This is a genomic window from uncultured Veillonella sp., assembly GCF_905209685.1.
Lineage (GTDB): Bacteria > Bacillota > Negativicutes > Veillonellales > Veillonellaceae > Veillonella.
The window spans coordinates 19,603-42,411 of sequence record NZ_CAJLUB010000001.1; the positions used below are offsets into that span (position 1 = coordinate 19,603).

The following is a 22,809-nucleotide window of genomic DNA, read 5'->3' on the forward strand; positions in this document are numbered from 1 at the left end:
TTACCCTTAAAATACTATAGTTATTACTTTGTGTGTGGTAAGATTAGTATATATATTTATATTATTCATAATGTGTATGGGAGATCATTATGACCCGTAAAAAGTGGTGTCTCATAGGGGCTGCAATTTTAGGCTTATCTGCAGTGGGTGCTAGTATAAACCCTATAGCTCAGACCTATGTAGCACCTATGGTTAAAGAACAAGTAAATAATGCCATAAACGGATCTGTGGACTATGATTCTCTTCGTATCAATTGGAATGGTGATGTAGTTTTATCAGATGTGGTGATTAAAGATCGGGATGGTCACTTAGTAGGGACGGCACAAGATGTAGCCGTTGGGGTTAAACTATCTGCATTACCAAGTATAATTGGGGGTAATACATCAGGGGCAACAGCTATATCGACTGTTACTGTAGAGGCACCTGATCTTCATATATGGCAATTGAACGATGGATCTTGGAGTATAGAAAAATTAGTAAAACCATCTGATCCGAATAAATCGGGTGGTTTTGATGGTGATATTACCATTAATAATGGCCATGTAGCGCTACGTACTAAAGATGGCATTAAACGCAATGTTGAAAACCTTGATGGTACCGTTGCTCTTAATATGAGTGGTATGTCCAAAGGGGCTTTTACTGCTGATGTAGATGGTTCATCTGTCCTTGTAAATGGCAAAATAGATATGGATGATGTGTCTAATTTTGATGTGTTTGTACAAGCTGATGAAATTGATACTGCTGGTATTATGAGCTTTGTTCCGTTGCGCAAAGATCTTGTTGTAACGAAGGGGAAATTACAAGATTTACATCTCAATATTAAAAGTGAAGATGGACAATATGTTATGAGTGGCAATGTAGGCTTTAAAGGTTTAACAGGCACTTTTAAGCGAGGCAATACAATGTATACTATTACTGATGGTGAAGGTCGTATTATGCTCAATCATGACCAAATTGTTATTAGCCATAGCTCTTGGCGAATCAATGATCAAGCGGCGAAGCTTAATGGTCTTATTACACTGGGGAAAGACGAAGAATATCTCAACCTTAATGTTGTAGCGGATAAGGTGAATCTAGAAGCCATTACCGATGTGGGGGTTACTGGTATTGTCGGTGGTCGTGCTCATATTGGAGGCACTACTGTAGCGCCGCGGGTGGATGCCACCATAGGTAGTGATGGTATTTCTTATAAAGGGTACCATGTGGACCGCGTGCAGGGAAATGTAGTATACGATAATGGATTGGTTCGCATCGATGATGCTCAATTATCTATTGGCTCTGGTAATGCTAAAGTTAAAGGTCAATACGTCGTAGATACAGGTGATTTTGACGCTGTTGCTAATGTTCATACCTTATCGTTGGATACTTTCACACAATATTTGACGATGCCTATTACGGGAACTATTGATGGAGAAATCCACGTTTTGGGTAAGAATAATCAAGTTACAGATCTTGTAGGCGCTGTTCAGGGCCATCAGATTGGGGTCCGTGGTATAGTGTTGGATTCTGTAAAAGCGGATCTAACCCATAGTGACAATCTTACCAATATAACTATGGTTGGAAATATGGGAACTGGATCCTTTAGTGGATATGGTTCTATTCAAAATGGTCAAGTGGATGCCACAATTTCTGGTAATGCGTTACCGTTAACATCACTTAGTTCAATCATAGGTGACGATGTTGCTGGTACTGTTAGCACATCTATTAATGTAAAAGGCGCCTTAGATAATCCTAATGTGACTGGTACTGTATGGGGGCAAGAGGTTCTCTATAAGGGTGCTCATTTTAATGATATTCATAGTGATATTACTTTAGACAATCATGTTCTAACAATTACAAATGGTCATATTGGTGACGGTAGTGGTGGCTATGATATTACCGGTTGGTATAATATCAATACTGACGCCCTAGATTTAAATGCTAAAGCTCGTGCTGTACGTATTGAAAATCTAATTCGTCCTGTAACCGATATTCCTATTACAGGATGGTTTGAAACTGATAACCATATAACTGGGACTGTAGCCAATCCTATTGTAGAAGGCCGAGCTCATTTATGGGATGGGTCTGCATATGGCAAACTTATAACTAACGCTTTTGCAAAGTATAACTATAAAAATGAAAGATTAGAATTTTATCGCTTTGATATTGAAGGTTATGGTGCGACCATTACTGGTGGCGGTACTGTATCAAAAGAAGCTATTAATATTGATTTTGAAGGTAAGAAAATCGATATGGGTAGATTGCTCATCAATACCGATTATAAGGTGGATGGTTTACTAGCAGGCCGTGGTACTATAACGGGTTCCATGGATAACCCTCAGTTTAATGGCTATATTTTATCAGATGCTTTATCCATTAATGGACAGCTATTGACGGATATTCATGGCCATGTTTATGCCGATAAGTCTGTTGTAAATGTACAAGATTTTTCGTTTGCTGAATCGAATGGTGGTCGTTATGTTGCTAAAGGTGGCATGAAGCTTGACGATAGCAAACAATTATTTGGCGTTTTAGATGTTACCAATGGTAGTGTAAAGAATTTGTTGGCATTACTAGATCGAGCCGATGAGCACCTCGATGGTCAATTGAATGGTTCCGTTGAACTTGGAGGTACGAAGGACAATCCAAGTGTTATTGTAAATGGTAAAATTAACGATGTTAGCATTGATGATAAGGTAGTAGGGGATGCAACAATTGATGCGAGTCTTGCAAATCGTAAATTTAAAATTACTACCTTAAAACTACCTGTTGGTGAAGGACTCATTGCAATGGGTGGTACTTTGGATCTTGATGGGCAAGCTGATTTACAAGTAGCTTTAAAGGATGTCGACATAGTGCCATTCCTACCACTCGTAGGTAAGGATATTCAAGCAACAGGCTGGGTAACAGGTGTTGTGAATGTTACTGGAGAAACGAAAAATCCTAAGGTTGAATTATCCGGTGCCGTAGAGTCCGGTTCGTTTAATGGAATTGGCATTGATGAAGGCTTTGCGTTAGCTACAATGCAAGATCATGTCATTCAAATTCAGCGTATTCAAGGTGCTAAGAGTGGTTATAAACTTAGTATTTATGGCAAAATTCCATTGGCGGCTCTTTATACATCTGGTTATTTAGAAGCTAGTGATGCTAAATCTATGGATGTAACAATTGACTTTAACGAAGCTGATATGGCTGTTATTCCTCTTGTTACTACTAGGGTTAAAGATGCAACGGGGCCGTTAAAGGGTGCAATTAGGCTTACGGGGACTATAGACCAACCTGAGGCATACGGCACAGTATCTGTACGTAATGGTACTATGAAATTGGCCAATGTAGATAATGAAATTACAGGCATTGACGGAGACTTAATCTTCTCTGGACAACAAGGGGATTTCCAATCTCGTATCAATATGGGGAAAGGTAGTGCTGGTTTAGCTGCTAAGGTAAATTGGTCTGGTCATGAGCTTACCAACTATAAGGCTGCCGTTCAACTTGATGGACTCGATGTTCGTAGTGAATATGTGAGAGGTCCATTAAATGGTGAACTTTACATTGCGGAACGTGATGGATTACCTACCTTGATAGGAAATTTGGACCTAGAAAACATCCAATTTAAAATTCCTCTTTCCTTGCAGTCTAGTGAAAGTAGCACCAACATGGGCGTAGATGTTAATATTCATGCTGGCAAGGGCGTACGCTTATATGATCGAACTCTATATAACATGTTTATCGGTGGTGATGTTCATTTCGGTGGCACATTACAAAACCCAACTGCTAGTGGCCAGTTCGATGTTAAATCTGGTACGTTCAAATACTTAAGTCATGTATTTAATATTACGAAGGGGAATGCACACTTTGTAGGTGGCTCTTATTTACCAAACTTACAATTAGAGGCTGAAACGAATGTAAGCAACTACAATATTATGCTTGGTGTAAAAGGGACTGTAGACCATATGGATCTTACTTTGTCGTCTAATCCTAGCTTGTCTAGAAAGCAAATTATTTCCATGTTAACCTTTGGTCGTGGTGCTGATTCTAATAGTAGTACATTGACAAATGATGATGTGAATGCTGTTGCTACAGCAGGCTTACAAATGTTTGCCTTTGGCTATGTGCAAGATGCATTACAAAATACATTAGGTTTGGATCGGATTAATATTACGACAGGTTCCATTGATCCTGATGAACCAACTAATAGGGAAACGGCAGGTAATTACAATATTGAAATTGGCAAGTATATTGTGCCAAAGGTAATGCTTACTTATTCTCAAGGTATCAATAATAAACAAAATAAATATGGTGTTGAGTATTCTGTAAAACGAAACCTCAAGTTTACTGCATGGCGTACATCGCAAGGAAACAATTATTTAGGTGGTCGTTGGACAAGAAGCTTCTAAGTTTATGGCTAGAGTGTGCAAATCCCATGGGTATGCACATTCTAGTCATATTAATTTCATAAAATTTGTTTAATATAGTACTCATTCCCAGTATTTTATGCTATAATAATAAAGATTTATTAGTCTTTATAAAACAAGATGTAAACTTTTTATGGGGATGAGTTCTAGGAGGAATTTATGTTTAAACCAAAAGCCTATAAAAGTATGCTTGCAGCATCTGTGTTGACTGCTGTCATGGGGACAGGCAGTGTATTTGCTGCAGAGGTACAAGCTGGCTATACTCCAGATTTAAATAACACAACAACAACTAGTGCAGCAACTACTAATGATGCTACTACTACACAAGCTGTTTACAATGCTGATGCAGCTACACCTGCAACAACACAAGATGAAACTGATGCAGCTATCTTAGCAGCTCGTGGTGATACAACTGTATCTAGCGATGGTACTGTAGTTAGAGGTTCTGACGGAACTGTTACAGTTAATAATGCTGCTTTGAAAACAGATGACAAACAAGTAAAAATGGTGTCTAAAACTACTGGTGGTACTGACCTTGATAAGGCTGCTGAAAATGGCCAAACTCAAGCTGTTACAACTGTAGAAGCTCAATATGTTACATCTGCTAATGCTGAGTCTATTAATCCATATGTAGGTAAATTGATTACTGGTTTATCTATCTCTGGTGTAACAGCTGAACAACAAGCACAATTATTGCCTATCTTGACAGAAAAAATCGGCGATGCTGTATCTGTTGATGGCGTATTTAAAGACGTAACTAACCTTGGTAATACTGGTTACTTCTCTGAAGTAAACCCTGTATTTACAACAGTACCTGAAGGCGTTAAATTGGACTTTGCTGTTACAGTAAATCCGATTACTACTGGCGTGGCATTCGAAGGTAATACAGTTTATACTTCTGAAGTATTGACTAAATTCATGGATCTTCAACCAGGTCAAGTTCTTAACTCTGTATACGTAGGCCAAAAGGTTCAAGGTATCAACGCAGCATACGCTCGTGATGGCTACATGTTGGCACACGTTGATGGTATTCGCGTAGATGACCAAGGCGTGCTTCATGTTCATATCGTAGAAGGTATTGTTGAAGATATCGTTCCTGCTGGTAACAAGAAAACTCGCGATAAAGTTATTACTCGCGAATTCGTTCAAAAGAAAGGTAAACCTTTCAATAAATTCTTGGTACGCCGTTCTGTAGAACGCGTATACAACCTAGGCTTCTTTGATGATGTAAATGTTCGCATGTTGCCAGGTGATCAAGACCCTAACAATGTAATCATTGAAATCGATGTTTTGGAACATAAAACAGGTACTATTACATTAGGTGCTGGTTACTCTAAATCTGATGGTTTGATGGGTATCATTGAATTTGGTGAAGATAACTTCCGCGGTACTGGTGATAAATTCAAAGTTCACTGGGAAATCGGTGGTAAGAAAAAATACAAAAACTACCAAATCTCTTACTTGAAACCTTGGATTGATAGCAAAGGTACATCCTTGGGCTTCTCCTTCTTCAACCGTGAAGATGAATACACTGATTACAACGAAGATGGTAATGAAGTAGCTGAATATAACAAGAAATCTCGTGGTTTCAATATTTCCTTCGGTCGTCAAACAGGGGAATATACTCGTGATTACTTAACTCTTGAATCCCGTAAAGATTCTTATAAATGGGATGATGATGACAGCTCCGGCTTCCGTTATGATAAAAATGCGGGCAAAGGTAAAAATTGGAATAATGGTTCCTACAACTTTGCAAATGATAAATATGTAGATAAAAACTTTGGCCGTATCAATTCCATTACATGGCAAAAGGTATACGATTCCCGTGATAATATTTATGAACCTACACGTGGTCGTCGTATTTCTTATACAGCACAATGGGCTGGTCATGGCTTAGGCGGTGACTTCGACTTCTACAAATTCACAGCTGAAGCACGTATGTATAAAAAACTAGGTGCTAAGAATGTATTGGCATTCCGCGCGCGTGGTGGTTTTATCCAAGGTGATGCTCCTTATAGCCAATTGTTCACATTGGGTGGTGCAGACTCCTTACGTGGTTACGAAGATGATCAATTCCGTGGCAAGTATATGTACAATGCTACATTGGAATTCCGCTTCCCAATCGTTAAAAAGGTTAGTGGTGTATTGTTCACTGATATCGGTGATGCATGGGATGCACCAAATGTATCTTGGTACAACAGCAAGAAAACATTTAACTATGGCGTTGGTGCTGGTGTTCGTATTACTACACCAATTGGCCCAGTTAAACTTGATTATGGCGTGGGTAAACATAAAAATAAATTCCACTTCAGCTTCGGCACACAATTCTAATATAGTAAATGTATATGGTGGAGGCCTCTTTTCTAAAGAGGCTTTCACCAATATCTCTATATGGCATCCTTTGATGCAGTAATTTAAAGAAATGAGGGCACTCTATTATGATGCGAATGATGAACAACAAGGCGAATGTGAAAATCTTTTCCATCGTCATTGCTGCTATTTTTATTATTGGTATTGGCGCATTAGCCTATACACAAATGGCTACACCAAGCGGTAATAGTGGTAATAGTACAATTGGTGTTATCGATACATCTCGTATGATGTCTCAAGATAATCCAATTTATATCTCTGCAGCTCAGGAATACATGAGCTATCAAAGCCAATTACAACAAGAAACACAAGCTAAAATTGATGCAGCACAAGATGATGCGACTAAACAAAAGCTCGCTGAAGAAGCACGTCAAAACTTAGCAAAAAAAGATCAAGAAATTGCTAAATCTGTTCAAGATAAAGCTATGGAAGCTGCAAAAGCAGTGGGCGACGCTAAAGGTCTTAGCGTTGTTATGACTAAAGACACAGTACTATACGGTGGCGTTGATATTACAGATCAAGTATTAAAAAAACTAGCTACTGATGCAAAAAAATAAACTGTAGTTCTATGTAAGGGAGAACGACAATGAACGGGAAAAAACGATATATCGGATTTGCCATATTTCTCGTTGTTGCATTATGTGCTATGGTTTGGGCCTATGGATTTGTGACAAATCGTCAGCAGAGTCCTGATGGGGTATCAATAGGTGTTGTACGTATTGATGATGTATTAGAATTTAATCCTTCCTATGAGGATTATAAACAAGCTAAAAATGAATTGGATCTTTTGCAACGTCAATATGAATTAGAACAACAAGCTTTAAATGCCAAGTCAGAGACACAAGAGGAACAGTTGAAATCTCTTGCATTAGATTCAACCTTGTCAGATGCTCTTACGGTGGAATTGCAAACTCGTATTGCAACAAAAGAAAATGAATTGAATCAGCAATTGAATGCAAAACGAAACGAACTTACTCAAAAATATTTGTCGGAATTAAAGGTTAGTTCCAATGAATATGATCTTGAAATCGTTAATCTCCAATTAGATTTATATGCTTATGATGCTCGTGTGTATATTGATGATGCACAAAAGCAAGCAGCTATGGCAGAGAAGGCTAAGAAAGAGGAGCGATTAAAGGAATTATTAGCTAAGAGAAAACCATCGAATCTTGATGTAGACTCTATTAAGGCTAAAGTACAGGCAGAACTTGCGCCTATGCAACAAAAAGGTCAAGAAGAACTTAACCAATATGCTGCATCCTTACAAAAGGAATTGGCGGCTAAACGAGATACTATGGTTCAACAACAAGCACAATCGATCATTGCTAATAATAACTTACCTGTAGCACAGGATTGGAATGATTCTTGGGCTAAAAAGCTTTCAGATAAGGAAGCTGAAGTGAGTGCACTTCATGAAGCCATTTTAGAAGATGTTCGTATGCGTGTAGCAATTATTGCAGAGGAACAACATTTGGATTTAGTCATCATCGATGATGGTGGTAATATTAAGGGGCTTGATATTACTGATGCAGTGAAGGCGTCCTATCGAGTTCAATAAGGAGTTATATTATGAATAAACGTATTAAATCTTTAGTATTAGGTGCATCTTTAGTAGCTTCCATGGCTATTTTAGGTGGTTGTGGTTCTAATAATGTTGGTTACGTTGATAGCGTGAAAGTAGCAAATAGTACTGAAAAAGGTATTGAAATTACTAAAGAAATTAACGCTAAAAAAGCTGAACTAGATGCTAAAATTGCTGCTGCTGATGAAGCATCTAAACAAAATGTATTTAACCAAGCTAATCAAGAATTAAATGCCTTTGCAAATGCAAAAGCTCAAGAATATCGTCAATATCAAGAACAAAAAGTTGGTGAACTTGTAAAAGAGAAAAAACTTGATGTAGTTATTGAAAAAGGTGCTGTTGTAGGTGGCGGTTCTGATGTAACTGACGACTTGATCGCTAAAATGGGTAAAGCTTCTGATGACCAAATCAAGGAAGCTGAAAATGCAGCTAAAGCGCAAGAACAACAAGATGCGCAACAAAATGCTCAACAATCTGGTCAAGCTACAGCAGTTAATACTGAAGAAAGTGCACAATAATTAAGAATTATCACAGGGGGAGGAGTTTACCTTGGAAAAAACTTTACAGGAACTCGCAACATTAGTAGGCGGTCGTGTTGTAGGTGATGGCTCTATTGTTATTACTGAAACACGTAGCTTTGAACAAGCAGTAAAACAATCCATAACTTTTGCAGTAGGTGAATATGTTGAACATATTGCGTTATGCCAAGCGGGTGCTGTGATCGTTGAATCTGAAGTGAAAGATGCACCGATGGCACAAATCGTAGTCGATAATGCAAAAGCAGCATTTGCACAAGTGTTAGAACTCTTCCATCCACCTGTTGTTGTTCCTAGAGAAGTGCATAGCACAGCTATTATTGGTAAAAATGTAACAATAGGCAAAAATGTAGCTATTGGTGCCTATTGTGTAATTAATGATAATGCAGTCATTGGTGATGATGTAACAATTCGTCCATATGTTTATATTGGACATAATGTGCGTATTGGTGAAGGTTCTGATATTTACGCTGGTGCTATTGTTCATGAAAATTGTATTTTAGGCAAACGCGTTGTATTACGTGCTAAAGCAGTAATTGGTGGCGAAGGCTTCGGTTTTGCTACAGAAAATGGTGTACATACACATATACCACAAGTTGGTAATGTTATTCTTGAAGATGATGTTGAAGTTGGTTCTTGTACAACTATCGACAATGCTACAATGGGCTCTACTTTAGTACGTCGTGGTACGAAGATTGACAATCTTGTTCATCTTGGTCACAATGTTGAGATTGGTGAAGATTGCTTCCTAATCGCTCAGGTTGGTATTGCCGGAAGTACTAAATGTGGTAATCATGTTATCTTTGCTGGACAAACTGGTTGTACTGGTCATATTACGATTGGTGATAATGTACAATTTGCTGGTAAAACTGGTATTACAGGTAATGTACCATCCAACTCTATTATGGCAGGCTATCCAATGAGACCTCATAAAGAATGGTTAAAATTGGCTGCTTATGAAAATCGTTTGCCAGATATGGTGAAAACTGTAAAACAATTACAAAAAGAAATTGACGCTTTGAAAGCACAGCTTAAGGAGAGCTAATAATCCATGTATAGGTTTATGAAAATCTTTAGTGCCTTTATTTGCTTATTACCTAAAGGTTTGCAATATGCTATTGGTACATTGCTTGGTGAAATTGCGTGGCTAGCGGTGCCGCCTAAACGCAAGCGCCTAGCAATCGGCCAAATTCTATTCTGTAATATTACAGATGATCCAAAAGAAGCTCGACGTATTGCGAAAGCTAGTACTACACGCTTTGGTCGCATGATTATTGATGTATTACGCTATCCAGAGATTAAGGATGGCGCATACAAAGATATGGTGGAGTTTATTAATCGAGAGTACTTAGATGATGCCTTGGAAAATGGTCGAGGTGCAATCTTAGCCGCTGTTCACAGTGGTAACTGGGAACTCCTTGGTGGTGTTCTTGCTTCGGAAGGGTATCCGTTGATTTCTGTGGCAATGAAACAGAATGGTGATGCGGACAAGTTTATCAATGAATATCGTCGTATCATGCACCAACATGTAACCTATAAAACTGGTGTACGAGAAATGATCAATGAACTTAAAAAAGGTGCTTTCTTAGGCCTTATTATGGATCAGGATCCTGGTGATGATGGTGTACTTGTTCCATTCTTTGGTTATGAAACTTTGACGGCTGCAGGTCCAGCTGTATTAGCTCGTATGCAAGATGTACCAATCATTTTTGTGACTATACATTATAGTCCGTTTTCTGAAAAATATGAGATTGAGGTACATCCGCCAATTTATGTGGAACGTACAGATGATAAAAAGCGTGATATAGCGGTTACCACAACTCTTTTAAATGAGTTTATTGAGGATTATATTCGTCGATATCCTGAAGATTGGTTCTGGCTTCACAATCGTTGGAAGTGGACACGTCGTTTCTATGGCGAACAAATTGAAACACCTCCAGATGTATTTCACTAGTTAATAAATATAAAGAGATTTTACATGCCTACTTATGTAGTATTGATTTAAATACCGCATAAATTAAGCATAGTAAAGTCTCTTTTATTTTTATGGTGTATAATACAGTATTTATAATTAAATTTATATAAATTTAATTATGTGAAAAATGCTTTCAAAATCACTGAATATATGGTAAATTTCTTGTATCACCTATGCAAATAGGGTATAATACATATTGGTGTATAGTAAACGTGAATTCAGATTATGAAAGGACTTTCTTATGAGTAAGCCACAACAAACAATTAAACAGGCTGTTTCATATCAAGGGATTGGCCTTCATAGCGGTGAACCAGTAAATATGGTTTTTAAACCTGCACCTGAAAATACAGGAATTGTGTTTGTCCGCACGGACATTGAAGGTCATCCTTCTGTGCGAGCACACATTGATAATGTGACGAACACTATGCGCGCTACTACATTGGAAAATGGTGAAGCGAAGGTTTTCACTGTAGAACATGTGATGGCTGCGTTCAGTGCTATGAATATTGATAACTGTTATATCGAGATGGATTCTCCTGAACCTCCTGTAGGTGATGGCAGTAGTGCAGTTTTTATAGGTCTCATAGAAGAGGCAGGTATTCAAGAACAAACAGCGCCACGTCATGTATATAAAGTGACACGATCTCACGCTATTTATGATGGTGATCGCTTTGTAGTTATTTTGCCATATGACGGCTATCGCATTACATTTACATCGATTAACAGCCATCCGTTACTTGGCACGCAACATTGTGATTTTGAAGTTTCGCCAGAATACTTTAAAGAACACATCAGTGCTGCTAGAACTATCGGATTTATGAAGGAATTAGAACAATTACAGGCTATGGGCCTTGCAAAAGGTGGTAACCTTGATAATGCTTTAGTTTATGATGATGAGAAGTGTTTGTCTGTACCTCGCTTTGACGACGAATTAGTTCGTCACAAAGCATTAGATGTAATGGGCGACTTATTCTTATTGGGACCAATTGAAGGTCATGTAATTGCTTTAAAATCGAGTCATGAATTAAATTCAAGATTGGCTCGCAGTATAATGGAAGAAATAAGGGAGACACAGCCATGATTCTTAATCACGAAGACATTTTAGAAATTTTACCTCATCGTTATCCTATGCTTTTGGTAGATCGCATCGTTGAGTTAGAACCAATGAAACGTGCTGTGGGCATTAAAAATGCTACATTCAACGAATTGTTCTTCCAAGGACACTTCCCAGGTAATCCAGTAATGCCAGGTGTACTATTGACTGAGGCTATTGCTCAAGTTGGTGGTATTGCATTACTATATCCTGAAGAAAATCGCGGTCTTACACCTATGTTTACAGGTATTGATAAAGTGCGTTTCCGTCACCCTGTAAAACCTGGTGATCAAGTGCGCATGGAAGTGGATATTGTTAAAATCAAAGGTAAAATGGGTAAGGTTGAAGGCCGTGCCTATGTTGGCGACAAATTGTGCGCTAGCGGTGAATACATGTTTGCCCTTGTATAATAATTGAGGAGTGATTGTAGTGATAGTTGTAGGCATGGAAAATGCAGAATCCAACATCCATAGTACAGCCATAGTCCATCCAAATGCTAAATTGGGCAAAGATGTAATCGTAGGTCCTGGCGCCGTAATCGGCGAACACGTCGAGATTGGCGATGGCACACAAATCGGTGCACATGTTGTAATTGGTGGTTGGACAACCATTGGTAAGCGTTGTGAGATTTATCCTAACGCATCTATTGGGTTGGAACCGCAAGATTTAAAATTTAAAGGCGAAAAAAGCTATTGTAATATTGGCGATGAAACGGTTATCCGTGAATTCGTAACTATTAGCCGCGCTACTGGAGAAGGTGAAGAAACACGTGTAGGTAATAATTGCTTGCTTCAAGCATGTACACATGTGGCTCATAACTGTATCGTTGGCAATAATGTAATTATGAGTAACTGTGCAGGCCTTGCTGGTCACGCTATCGTTGAAGATCGCGTTGTTATTGGCGGCCTTGCAGGTATCCATCAGTTTGTTAAAATTGGTCGTAATGCAATGGTTGGCGGTATGGCAAAGGTGGTTCAAGATATTCCACCATATGTCATTGCTGATGGTCAACCAGCACGTGTTATTGGCCTTAACTCTGTTGGATTGTCTCGTGCGGGCATTTCAGAAGAAGTACGCCGAGATTTAAAACAAGCATTCCGTATTATTTATCGTTCTGGCTTTAGTTTATCTAAGGCTATCGAAGAAATGGAAATGCAACTTGATTCTTCTGTAGAAATTGAAAATTTATTACGCTTCTTACGCAATGCCGATCGTGGTATTATGCGTACACGTCGTGACTAATTCAAAAGACCTCGTACTATGTACGAGGTCTTTTTATGTACTTAATAAATATCATGCTTTTAATGGGATGTGAAATTTATAACATTAGGTCATACATATAAAATATTTTGATAAAATATTTGAAGTTTTTTTGCGTTCATAAGACGTAAAAAGAGGAATAAAAAAAATCTACTAAAATGTTGAAGAAATAGGCATAAAACATGGTGTTTTAATGGTAAAAAATGCCTATTTATAGTACAATATATTGTATATGATTATGTCTTTTTTGAGGCATTAAGTATTGTAAATTTGTAATCACTCATTGATATATAGGCCGTAGGTCATCTAGGAGGTATAGTCTTGGCAAAGGTAGGATTGATTGCAGGCATTGGTGTTTTGCCTGTAGAATTCATGCGCGCTGCTCATGTATTAGGTCATGAGGTAGTGGTTATCGGTGTAGTTCCAGATGTAGACCCGGCTTTAAAGGCTGAGGCCGATGCTTTCTATGATATTGGTGTTGCCAAATTAGGTAAGATTTTTAAAACCTTGAAAAAAGAAGGCGTTGAAGAATTAACTATGTTAGGTAAAGTGACTAAGGAAATTCTCTTCAAAGGTCTTACATTCCCTGATTTAAAAACCTTAGGTGTTCTTAAACGCCTTAAAAATCGTAAAGATGACACTATCATGCTCGCTATCGTAGATGAAATCGAACGAGAAGGGTTTAAAGTGTTAGATCAAACTGTATACCTTAAACCATTTATGCCAAAGGTGGGGGTGCTTTCAAAAACACAGCCTACTGATGAACAATGGGCAGATATTTGCTTTGGCTTTGAACTAGCTAAGCAAATGGGTGGACTTGATATTGGTCAAACAGTAGTTGTAAAACATAAAGCGGCTATGGCTATTGAAGCTATTGAGGGCACTGATAAGTGCATTTTGCGCGGTGGTGAATTAGGTCGTGGCGATGCGGTTGTGGTTAAAACGGAAAAGCCAAATCAAGATGTTCGTTTTGATGTTCCTGCTGTAGGGATAAAAACATTAATGTCCATGATTGATAGTGGGTGTAAAGTCCTTGCTGTAGAGGCTGAAAAGACTATTTTTGTTCAACAACAAGATGTACTAGATTTGGCAAACCGTCATGGTATTGTTATCTGTGCTGTTGACCAAGAGTTTGTAGATTCCAGAAAGGATGCATAATGAAAGTCATGTTTTCTGCCGGTGAAGCATCCGGTGATACTCATGCAGCCAGTGTTGCTAATGCACTGAAAGAAATAGATCCTTCGGTTGACATGTTTGGTATGGGCGGTACCTTGATGGAACGCGCTGGTGTTCGCATCGTATATGATATTAAAAATTTAGGCGTTATTGGGATTGTAGAGATTGTAAAATCACTACCGAAATTCTTTAAACTTCGCACCTACTTAAAACGTGTCATGATGAAGGAAAAACCAGATATTCTAGTTTGTGTAGATTACCCTGGTTTTAATATGAAACTTGCAGCTGTAGCTCATGAATTGGGAATTCCTGTTCTCTATTACATTGCTCCTACGATTTGGGCATGGCATAGTAGCCGTGGCAATACAATTCGTAAGTATGTCACTAAGGTGGCATCCATATTCCCCTTTGAAGCAGAAGCGTATCGCAAATATAAATGCGATGTAGACTTTGTAGGCCATCCACTATTGGATATCGTACATCCTACGATGAGCAAAGAAGCGGCTGAGGAATACTTTGGAGCTCGTAAAGATGCTAAAAAAGTATTGCTCATGCCAGGTAGCCGTAAGCAAGAGGTACTATCCTTGCTAGATACGATGTTAAAAAGTGGCGAGCAATTGATGGCGAACCATGAGGATATTCAATTCTTCTTGCCTCGCGCACATACCATCGACCGTAGTGAATTAGAAACTTTCATCGATGCTCACAAAGTGCCGGTGACGATTACAGAAGATCATACCTATGATTTGATGCAGATTTGTGATGTATGTCTAGCCGCATCAGGTACAGCTACATTAGAAACAGCTATGATGGAGTTACCAACTATTTTATTGTATCGAGTATCTCCAATTACATATGGCATTGGGAAGATGGTCGTTAATGTGACCCATGTAGGTTTGCCTAATATTGTAGCTGGCAAAGAAGTAATCCCTGAGTTATTACAAGATGCAGTGACACCTGAGGCTATTGTATCTCTTGTGGAACCTCTTCTAAATGATGTGGAACGCAATGAAGCGATGCGTAGCGAATTGCGTGAAGTACATCATAAATTAGGTGAACCAGGTGCTGTAAAGCGTGTAGCAGAGCTGGTATATAACCTCGGTAAGGAGAAATGTAATGAATAGTTATTCTAGGCTCTTATATTTTGTAAAGCCTTATTATAAGCGCATGATTTTTGCAGTGTTCTGCATGATCGTCGCAGCTGCGGCATACTTGGTAGTGCCTTGGCTTATTAAAAATGTAGTAGACCAAGTATTAGATGATAAGAATATGTTTATGTTGAACCTCATAGTAGGGTCTATCATTCTTATATTCTTAATTCGTGGCTTTGCTACATATGGTCAAACCTATAATATGTCTTACATTGGACAACGTGTCATCATCGATGTACGGGAGGCCATCTTTAATCATCTACAAAAATTAAGCTTATCTTATTTTGATCGTCGTAAGACTGGCGTTATCATGAGTAATCTTACCAATGACGTTGCTGCACTTCAGACTGCTGTAGTTGATAATTTGATTTCTTTTATTACGGAATCTGTAACACTTATCGGTTCTCTCGTGTCTATGCTACTTATTGACTGGAAATTGACACTTGTTACCTTTATTACAGTTCCAGTAGTGCTAGTAATTATCAATGTATTTGGTAAAAAGCTTCGTGTAGCAGGTCATGATGTACAAGGCCGTGTGGCTGATATTACAGCACTTTTACAAGAGGTAATCAGCGCTATTCGAGTAGTAAAATCATTCGCTCGTGAAGATTTTGAACGGAAGCGTTTTGAAGATGAAAATGATCGTAACTTTAAAGCTGTTATTAAAGCGACTAAGTTGACTAGCTTGTTAAGTCCAATGGTTGAGTTTTCTGCAGCCATTGCGGTGGCAGTCATCCTTTGGTATGGTGGCTATTCTGTAGTAACAGGGACTATTACAGCAGGTTCTTTGATTGCGTTCCTAATTTATGCAATCAATTTGTCTAACCCTGTTAAACGCTTGAGCCAAGTTTACGGCAATATTCAAAAAGCATTGGCTGCAGCTGATCGTGTATTTGAAATTTTAGATACTAAAACTGACGTTGTGGAAAAACCTGATGCGATTACGTTGCCATCTATCAAAGGCAATGTAGAATTTAAAGATGTTTCATTCTCTTATGATGGTGAAAAAACAGCGCTTGAAAACTTTACTTTGTCTGTTAAGGCTGGTGAAAGCGTAGCTCTTGTTGGTCCATCTGGCGCTGGTAAAACGACGCTGGCGAACTTGTTACCTCGCTTCTACGATGTAACGGGTGGCGCTATCACGATTGATGGTTATGACGTGAAAGATGTTACATTTAAATCGTTACGTGAACAAATCGGGCTTGTACCACAAGAAACTGTGTTGTTTAATGCCACAATTAAAGAGAACATTTTGTATGGTCGATTAGATGCTACTGATGAAGAAGTATATGAAGCTGCTAAGGCTGCCAATGTACTTGAATTCGTTGAGAAGATGCCTGATGGTCTCGACACAGTGGTGGGCGAGAGAGGCAGCTCCTTATCTGGCGGTCAACGTCAACGCGTGGCTATCGCGCGTGCTATTTTGAAAGACCCTCGTATTCTAATTCTAGATGAAGCGACATCTGCATTAGATACAGAGAGTGAAAAGCTTGTACAAGAGGCGTTAGATCGCCTTATGAAAGGGCGTACTGCGTTTGTAATTGCCCATCGATTGAGCACAGTTCAAAATGCTCATCAAATTGTTGTACTTAATCAAGGCCACTTGGTAGAGCAGGGGACTCACCAAGAGCTATTAGCTGTTGATGGCGGATTGTACAATCATCTCTATTCCGTTCAATTCTCCAACAAAGGATAATCATGTACTGGATATATAACGTATTACTCATATTTTATTGGATTGGCTTGATTCCGGTTATTCTATACCGCCTTGCCTTTGAAGATGGATTTTATGAGCGTATCAAACAGAGTGCAGGCTATATGCCAGCCTCACTACTAAAGAAAATTGAAGGACGTCGTGCTATTTGGATTCATGCTGCTTCTGTAGGGGAAATTGTAGCTACTAGTCCATTAGTAAAGGAAGTAAAAAAGGAATTTCCTGAAGCGGTTGTTGTGGTGTCTGTTGTAACTGCAACAGGCCATGCAATGGCCCATCGCATCATTCCAGAGGCAGAAGGAATTATTTTCTTCCCTCTAGATTTGCCGTATTTGACGCGTAAGATTTTGCATATTATTAAACCTATTGCTATCTTGCTTGTAGAAACAGAAATTTGGCCTAACTTCTTGCGTATTGCTCAATCAGAAAATATTCCTGTTATGATGGTTAATGGACGTATTTCTGATCGCAGTATGAAACGCTATAAATATATTAGTGCGTTCACAAAAGAAATGTTACGTTCCATTGAGCGTTTCTGTATGCAATCAAAATTCGATGCTGCACATATTGAAGTATTAGGTGCCCAAACATCTGATATTACCGTAACAGGTAATATGAAATATGACCAAACGTATGCCACGGTATCAGCTGAAGAAAAACAATCACTTCTTGAAGAGTTTGGCTTTGGTAATAATCATCCCATCATCATTGCCGGTAGTACACATAAGGGTGAGGAAGAAACAATCTTTGAGACCTTTAAACAAGTCTTACAAGAATATCCTCAAGCGCGCTTGTTAATTGCACCTCGTGAGATATATCGCGGTCATGATGTTCAAACGTTAGCGAAACGTTATGAATTGAATGCTATTTGTCGTAGTGATATGACAGAGCCAGTTCATGAAGGAATACCAGTAGTTGTTTTAGATACTATTGGTGAATTAGGTCGTTTATATAGCTTAGGTGATATTATTTTTGTAGGCGGCTCTCTTGTGAAGACTGGAGGCCATAATATTCTCGAACCGGCAGCACATGGTAAACCAATTCTTGTGGGGCCATATATGTTTAATTTCAAAGAGATTTTCGCATTATTGAATTCTCGTCATGCTTGTGAACAAGTTAAAAATGGCAAAGAGTTAACCGCTATGGTGTTGCGCTTATGTAAAGACAAAGATTTGGCAACGGAAATGGGACAAAATTGTCTTGATATTATTTGTGAAAATCGCGGTGCAACACAACGTAATACACAAGAGTTACGTCAACTCTTTAAAAAACACCATATTGTTCCATAAGATCGATATGATTTATTAGATTCATCTATGATATTACATAATAGGAGGAGTCACCTATGAGTGGGGAAGCATTATTCAAATCCATTGTTAGTGGTGAAAATCAATCCATATTAGGTGATATAGCTCGTTCTAGCTTGGGCTTTCTAAGTAAAGGTTACGAAAAGGCTGTATCCATACGAAATGCTCGCTTTGATGCGGGCAAAGGTGTTACTAAAGTTACCGTGCCTGTTATCAGTGTTGGTAACATTACTGCTGGTGGTACTGGTAAAACGCCAATGGTGAGATTTATATGTGATGTGCTGGCCCGAAAAGGACTTCATCCTACCGTGCTTAGCCGTGGCTATCGAGCTGAGGACAATAAGAAAAATATCATTATTTCCAAAGACGGTACGATGTTAGTAGAGCCATCTATCAGTGGTGATGAAGCATGGCTATTGGCTAAAGTATTGCAAAAATCTAATGTAATTATCGGCCGCGAACGGGCTCTATCGGCAAAAATTGCTATAGATGAGCTCGGAGCAGATTGTTTAGTTATGGATGATGGTTTTCAACATCGCGCATTAGCCCGAGATATTGATATCGTTCTTATTGATGCATCTAATCCATTTGGTTATGATCATGTATTGCCTCGCGGTTTATTGCGCGAGCCTCTCAGTGGGTTAGAGCGAGCTAATATTATTGTTCTCACAAAGGTTGATCAAGTGGCGCCTGGTGTTGTTTCCGGAATTCGTAAGCGTTTAGCGCATATGTTACCTAATACACCTGTATATGAAACAATCCACAAGCCTCAATGTATGTATACCTTAGAAGAGTGGGCTAATGGGGAACCTGGTTCTTCTGTTGATGCGTATCAAGAGCATCGTATTATGGCTGTTAGTGGTATTGGGAATCCTCAATCCTTTACACAAACGATGACCGATATTGGGTATAATGTTGTTCATACAATGCCTTTTGGTGATCATCATAATTTTGAAAATGATGATGTTGTAGATATTTGGAAAGAGGCATTTGCTCATCAAGCAGATGCTATTTGTATCACTGAAAAAGATGCAGTGAAACTAAGTCAATTGCATGCAATTGAAGACTTAAAAATACCGATTCTAGTGCTATCTATTGGAATTGAATTTGTCTCTGGAAAGCAAGAATTCATAGAAAATTTAGAGATTTAGTGTATAATAATAAGATACACGAATGACAGAAATGGGGTTTTATTGTGAAGTTTGGATGCGTTATTCCTGCTCGTTATGGTTCTACAAGATTACCAGGGAAACCATTAGCGGATATTGCAGGTAAACCAATGATTGAACGGGTTTATGCAAGGGTATCACAAGCGACAAAAACAGAATGTACTATTGTTGCTACAGATGATGACCGTGTTTATTCTGCTGTTCAAAACTTTGGGGGAGCTGTTATGATGACAGATCCTAATCACCCTACTGGAACTGACCGATTAGCCGAGGTTGCTAGTCATTATACAGACTTAGATGTCATTATTAATGTTCAAGGTGATGAACCTATGATTGAGCCAAAACTCATTGATGACTTGGCCCAACTTTTTGAAGAAGATCCAAACTTACAGATGGCAACTGTTGCAACTCCTTTATTAGAGGATGAATACGATGAGCCATCTGCAGTAAAGGTTATTTTAAATAATCGCAATGATGCGATGTATTTTTCTCGGTCCTTAATCCCGTATCCACGTCATGATTTTGTACGTGCTCCACTAAAACATATTGGTATCTATGCATATCGTAGAGATTTCTTGCTAAATTATGCAAAGATGGAACCAACACCAGCAGAGCAAACAGAATCGTTAGAGCAATTGCGCGCTCTTGAAAATGGCTATACTATTCGTGTTATTCTTACAGATAAACGATTTATCGGTGTTGATACACCGGAAGACTTAGCTCGTGTAAATGCAATCTACGAGCAAGAGGAGAAATAAATGAAAACAGTTCAAATTAAAGATATTACAGTTGGTGGCGGCAAAGGTCTTTTCGTCCTTGCTGGGCCATGTGTTATTGAAGATTATGATCGCACATTGGCTATTGGTAAACGAGCAAAAGAAATTTGTGAGCGCTTAGGTATTCCATATATCTTCAAAGCTTCTTTTGATAAGGCCAATCGTTCTAGCTACGGCTCTTTCCGCGGACCAGGCCTTGAAGAAGGTCTAAAAATCCTTGCTTCTATTAAAAAAGAACTCAATGTACCGGTGGTAAGTGATATTCACTCCATTGAGCAAATTGAACCAGCTGCTGAAGTATTGGATGTTTTACAAATTCCAGCTTTCTTATGTCGTCAAACTGATCTTGTATACGGTGCCGCTAAAACTGGTAAATGCGTAAATGTAAAAAAAGGTCAATTTATGGCGCCTAAGGATATGGAAAATGTCCTAAATAAAATGAAAGAAACAGGCAATGAAAATCTTATGCTTACAGAGCGTGGATTTAGCTTTGGCTATAATAATCTCGTTGTAGATATGAGATCCTTCCCAATTATGCGTTCCTTCGACTATCCTGTAGTATTTGATGCTACACATAGTGTTCAATTACCAGGTGGTGCAGGTACAAAATCCAGTGGTAATCGCGAGTTCGTACCAAACTTGGCACGTGCTGCTGTTGCTAGTGGTGTAGATGGTCTGTTCTTTGAAGTACATGATAATCCAGAGGAAGCATTATCCGATGGTCCAAACATGTTATACTTAGATAATTTTGAAGCTTTGCTAAAAGATTTGGTAGCTATTGATAAAATCGTAAAAGGTTAGGGGCGGTTATTTGTGACTATTTTAGAACAAGCGGCACAGGTGCTTCATGAGGAAGCACGTGCTATTGAAGAATTAAGTTCTCGTTTGGATCACAATTTTGTAAATGCTGTAAATATGATTTTGGCTTGTAAGGGCCGTGTAGTATGTACAGGGATGGGTAAATCTGGTCATATTGGTCGTAAAATTGCGGCTACTTTGGCTAGTACTGGTACACCAGCACTCTTCATGCATCCTGGCGAAGGTGTGCATGGCGATCTAGGTATGATTACAGAAGATGATGTAGTATTAGCATTCTCCAATAGTGGTGAAACAGGCGAAATCATCAGTATCTTGCCATCCTTACGTCGCATTGGTGCTAAATTAATCTGTGTTGTAGGGAAACCAGAGTCTACACTAGCTAAGAATTCTGATATTGTATTGCTAGCTGAAGTAGAACGTGAAGCTTGCCCATTGGGATTGGCGCCGACTACAAGTACTACAGTTGCATTGGCACTTGGCGATGCATTAGCTGTTTGCTTATTAGAACGCCATCACTTTACACCGGAAAACTTTGCCGTATTCCATCCAGGTGGTTCTCTTGGTCGCAAGTTATTGTTGACCGTAGAAAACATTATGCATGGTGGTGAAGATAATCCAACGGTATTCAAAGGTGCAACCGTTCGAGATGCACTCTTTGTAATGACAGAAAAAGGATTGGGTGCGACCAATGTTATTGATGAAGACGGTCATTTGTTAGGCCTTGTTACTGATGGTGATGTTCGTCGCGGCCTAGATTCTGGCAGTAATTTCCTAGAATGGCCTGTAGAGGATATGATGACATCTATGCCTCGTACGATTACAAAGGATAAATTAGCGGCGGAAGCTCTTCATTTAATGGAGAAAAATCAACCGCGCCCTATTACTGTATTACCAGTTGTAGATACAGATAATAAATGTCTAGGCATTGTTCATATTACGGATTTATTGCGTAGAGGCATTGTATAATGAATATTCAATGGATTGTTCTTGATGTTGATGGCGTACTATCTGATGGAACTCTAATCTATACATCGAGTGGAGAAGAGCTTAAGTCTTTTTCTGTGAAAGATGGCCTAGGATTAACGGCAGCTCGAAAAGCAGGACTTAAGCTTGCAATCATTACAGCACGGATATCTCCTATGGTTGAGCGACGTGCTAAAGAGCTTCATTTTGATGCACTGCTTATGGGGCATGCTAATAAAACAGAAGCATTAAGAAATCTCTGTAATGAGCATCAAATCAATTTAGAGGAAATTGCCTATATGGGGGATGACTTAAATGATTTAGGGGCTCTTCAAATTGTAGGATTACCGATGGCACCCAATAATGCGGTACCAGAGGTCAAACAATTAGCTAAATTTATATCTACCGTCAATGGAGGCCATGGTGCCGTTAGAGAGGCTGTAGAATATATCTTGAAGAAACAAGGACTATGGGAAACTGTTGTAGCAGATTATGCACGAGAGGCCCATGCTCATGGACAATAA

General features: G+C 38.8%; 19 protein-coding genes. All 19 read left to right on the forward strand.

The features are described 5' to 3' along the window. The first annotated feature begins 89 nt into the window (after window positions 1–89). The 19 genes from QZ055_RS00085 to QZ055_RS00175 all read left to right on the forward strand — a co-directional run bounded on the left by QZ055_RS00085 (window position 90) and on the right by QZ055_RS00175 (window position 22,809). Window positions 90–4,376 (forward strand): translocation/assembly module TamB domain-containing protein, encoded by a 4,287-nt coding sequence (locus QZ055_RS00085; protein WP_295823816.1) that lies wholly within the window; start codon window positions 90–92, stop codon window positions 4,374–4,376. 177 nt (window positions 4,377–4,553) lie between these two features. Then, window positions 4,554–6,725 carry an outer membrane protein assembly factor gene (locus tag QZ055_RS00090; protein WP_005387260.1) on the forward strand — a complete coding sequence of 724 codons (2,172 nt, stop codon included), beginning with the start codon at window positions 4,554–4,556 and terminating at the stop codon, window positions 6,723–6,725. Window positions 6,726–6,832: 107 nt separating this feature from the next. Next, window positions 6,833–7,321, forward strand: coding sequence for an OmpH family outer membrane protein (locus QZ055_RS00095; RefSeq protein WP_295232335.1), 489 nt, complete (start codon window positions 6,833–6,835; stop codon window positions 7,319–7,321). Between the two features lie 29 nt (window positions 7,322–7,350). Next, window positions 7,351–8,322: a hypothetical protein gene (locus tag QZ055_RS00100; protein WP_295823818.1), complete on the forward strand. Its 972-nt coding sequence runs from the start codon at window positions 7,351–7,353 to the stop codon at window positions 8,320–8,322. A gap of 11 nt (window positions 8,323–8,333) precedes the next feature. Beyond that, a complete protein-coding gene (locus QZ055_RS00105; protein ID WP_005387264.1) occupies window positions 8,334–8,864 on the forward strand; it encodes an OmpH family outer membrane protein in 531 nt (176 codons plus the stop codon). Between the two features lie 31 nt (window positions 8,865–8,895). Next, complete coding sequence (gene lpxD / locus QZ055_RS00110; protein WP_295823820.1) at window positions 8,896–9,927, forward strand: UDP-3-O-(3-hydroxymyristoyl)glucosamine N-acyltransferase; 1,032 nt, start codon at window positions 8,896–8,898, stop codon at window positions 9,925–9,927. Between the two features lie 6 nt (window positions 9,928–9,933). Next, the gene (locus QZ055_RS00115; protein ID WP_039969450.1) at window positions 9,934–10,836 is read left to right on the forward strand and encodes a lysophospholipid acyltransferase family protein; all 903 of its coding nucleotides are present in this window, start codon (window positions 9,934–9,936) and stop codon (window positions 10,834–10,836) included. A gap of 262 nt (window positions 10,837–11,098) precedes the next feature. Then, entirely contained in the window at window positions 11,099–11,938 is an 840-nt protein-coding gene (gene lpxC, locus QZ055_RS00120) for a UDP-3-O-acyl-N-acetylglucosamine deacetylase (protein ID WP_005387276.1), read from the forward strand. After that, on the forward strand, window positions 11,935–12,360 hold the full coding sequence (fabZ, locus tag QZ055_RS00125) for a 3-hydroxyacyl-ACP dehydratase FabZ (RefSeq protein ID WP_004695477.1): 426 nt from the start codon (window positions 11,935–11,937) through the stop codon (window positions 12,358–12,360). The genes lpxC and fabZ overlap by 4 nt, the downstream gene beginning before the upstream one ends. 19 nt (window positions 12,361–12,379) lie before the next feature. After that, window positions 12,380–13,192 carry an acyl-ACP--UDP-N-acetylglucosamine O-acyltransferase gene (gene lpxA, locus QZ055_RS00130; RefSeq protein ID WP_174683260.1) on the forward strand — a complete coding sequence of 271 codons (813 nt, stop codon included), beginning with the start codon at window positions 12,380–12,382 and terminating at the stop codon, window positions 13,190–13,192. A 339-nt stretch (window positions 13,193–13,531) separates the two neighbouring features. Next, window positions 13,532–14,368, forward strand: coding sequence for an LpxI family protein (gene lpxI / locus QZ055_RS00135; protein ID WP_005387281.1), 837 nt, complete (start codon window positions 13,532–13,534; stop codon window positions 14,366–14,368). Then, window positions 14,368–15,510 (forward strand): lipid-A-disaccharide synthase, encoded by a 1,143-nt coding sequence (gene lpxB / locus QZ055_RS00140; RefSeq protein ID WP_295823822.1) that lies wholly within the window; start codon window positions 14,368–14,370, stop codon window positions 15,508–15,510. Before lpxI ends, lpxB begins: the two co-directional genes overlap by 1 nt. After that, window positions 15,503–17,233 (forward strand): ABC transporter ATP-binding protein, encoded by a 1,731-nt coding sequence (locus tag QZ055_RS00145; protein ID WP_005387284.1) that lies wholly within the window; start codon window positions 15,503–15,505, stop codon window positions 17,231–17,233. The genes lpxB and QZ055_RS00145 overlap by 8 nt, the downstream gene beginning before the upstream one ends. A gap of 2 nt (window positions 17,234–17,235) precedes the next feature. Then, on the forward strand, window positions 17,236–18,540 hold the full coding sequence (locus QZ055_RS00150; protein WP_295804946.1) for a 3-deoxy-D-manno-octulosonic acid transferase: 1,305 nt from the start codon (window positions 17,236–17,238) through the stop codon (window positions 18,538–18,540). Window positions 18,541–18,596: 56 nt separating this feature from the next. After that, window positions 18,597–19,709: a tetraacyldisaccharide 4'-kinase gene (gene lpxK, locus QZ055_RS00155; RefSeq protein ID WP_295823823.1), complete on the forward strand. Its 1,113-nt coding sequence runs from the start codon at window positions 18,597–18,599 to the stop codon at window positions 19,707–19,709. Window positions 19,710–19,753: 44 nt separating this feature from the next. Beyond that, a complete protein-coding gene (gene kdsB, locus QZ055_RS00160; protein WP_005387289.1) occupies window positions 19,754–20,485 on the forward strand; it encodes a 3-deoxy-manno-octulosonate cytidylyltransferase in 732 nt (243 codons plus the stop codon). Next, on the forward strand, window positions 20,486–21,304 hold the full coding sequence (gene kdsA / locus QZ055_RS00165; RefSeq protein ID WP_005387291.1) for a 3-deoxy-8-phosphooctulonate synthase: 819 nt from the start codon (window positions 20,486–20,488) through the stop codon (window positions 21,302–21,304). Between the two features lie 12 nt (window positions 21,305–21,316). After that, window positions 21,317–22,288: an SIS domain-containing protein gene (locus QZ055_RS00170; RefSeq protein ID WP_005387293.1), complete on the forward strand. Its 972-nt coding sequence runs from the start codon at window positions 21,317–21,319 to the stop codon at window positions 22,286–22,288. Next, a complete protein-coding gene (locus QZ055_RS00175) occupies window positions 22,288–22,809 on the forward strand; it encodes an HAD family hydrolase (RefSeq protein WP_295804944.1) in 522 nt (173 codons plus the stop codon). Before QZ055_RS00170 ends, QZ055_RS00175 begins: the two co-directional genes overlap by 1 nt.

Bases quoted from the DNA above. Each gene is read 5' to 3' on its own strand.
- QZ055_RS00095 (WP_295232335.1), top strand. From the start codon at position 6,833: ATGATGCGAATGATGAACAACAAGGCGAATGTGAAAATCTTTTCCATC.
- QZ055_RS00085 (WP_295823816.1), top strand. From the start codon at position 90: ATGACCCGTAAAAAGTGGTGTCTCATAGGGGCTGCAATTTTAGGCTTA.
- QZ055_RS00150 (WP_295804946.1), top strand. From the start codon at position 17,236: ATGTACTGGATATATAACGTATTACTCATATTTTATTGGATTGGCTTG.
- QZ055_RS00115 (WP_039969450.1), top strand. From the start codon at position 9,934: ATGTATAGGTTTATGAAAATCTTTAGTGCCTTTATTTGCTTATTACCT.
- lpxK (WP_295823823.1), top strand. From the start codon at position 18,597: ATGAGTGGGGAAGCATTATTCAAATCCATTGTTAGTGGTGAAAATCAA.
- QZ055_RS00090 (WP_005387260.1), top strand. From the start codon at position 4,554: ATGTTTAAACCAAAAGCCTATAAAAGTATGCTTGCAGCATCTGTGTTG.
- lpxC (WP_005387276.1), top strand. From the start codon at position 11,099: ATGAGTAAGCCACAACAAACAATTAAACAGGCTGTTTCATATCAAGGG.
- QZ055_RS00100 (WP_295823818.1), top strand. From the start codon at position 7,351: ATGAACGGGAAAAAACGATATATCGGATTTGCCATATTTCTCGTTGTT.
- lpxB (WP_295823822.1), top strand. From the start codon at position 14,368: ATGAAAGTCATGTTTTCTGCCGGTGAAGCATCCGGTGATACTCATGCA.
- kdsA (WP_005387291.1), top strand. From the start codon at position 20,486: ATGAAAACAGTTCAAATTAAAGATATTACAGTTGGTGGCGGCAAAGGT.
- QZ055_RS00145 (WP_005387284.1), top strand. From the start codon at position 15,503: ATGAATAGTTATTCTAGGCTCTTATATTTTGTAAAGCCTTATTATAAG.
- QZ055_RS00175 (WP_295804944.1), top strand. From the start codon at position 22,288: ATGAATATTCAATGGATTGTTCTTGATGTTGATGGCGTACTATCTGAT.
- fabZ (WP_004695477.1), top strand. From the start codon at position 11,935: ATGATTCTTAATCACGAAGACATTTTAGAAATTTTACCTCATCGTTAT.
- QZ055_RS00105 (WP_005387264.1), top strand. From the start codon at position 8,334: ATGAATAAACGTATTAAATCTTTAGTATTAGGTGCATCTTTAGTAGCT.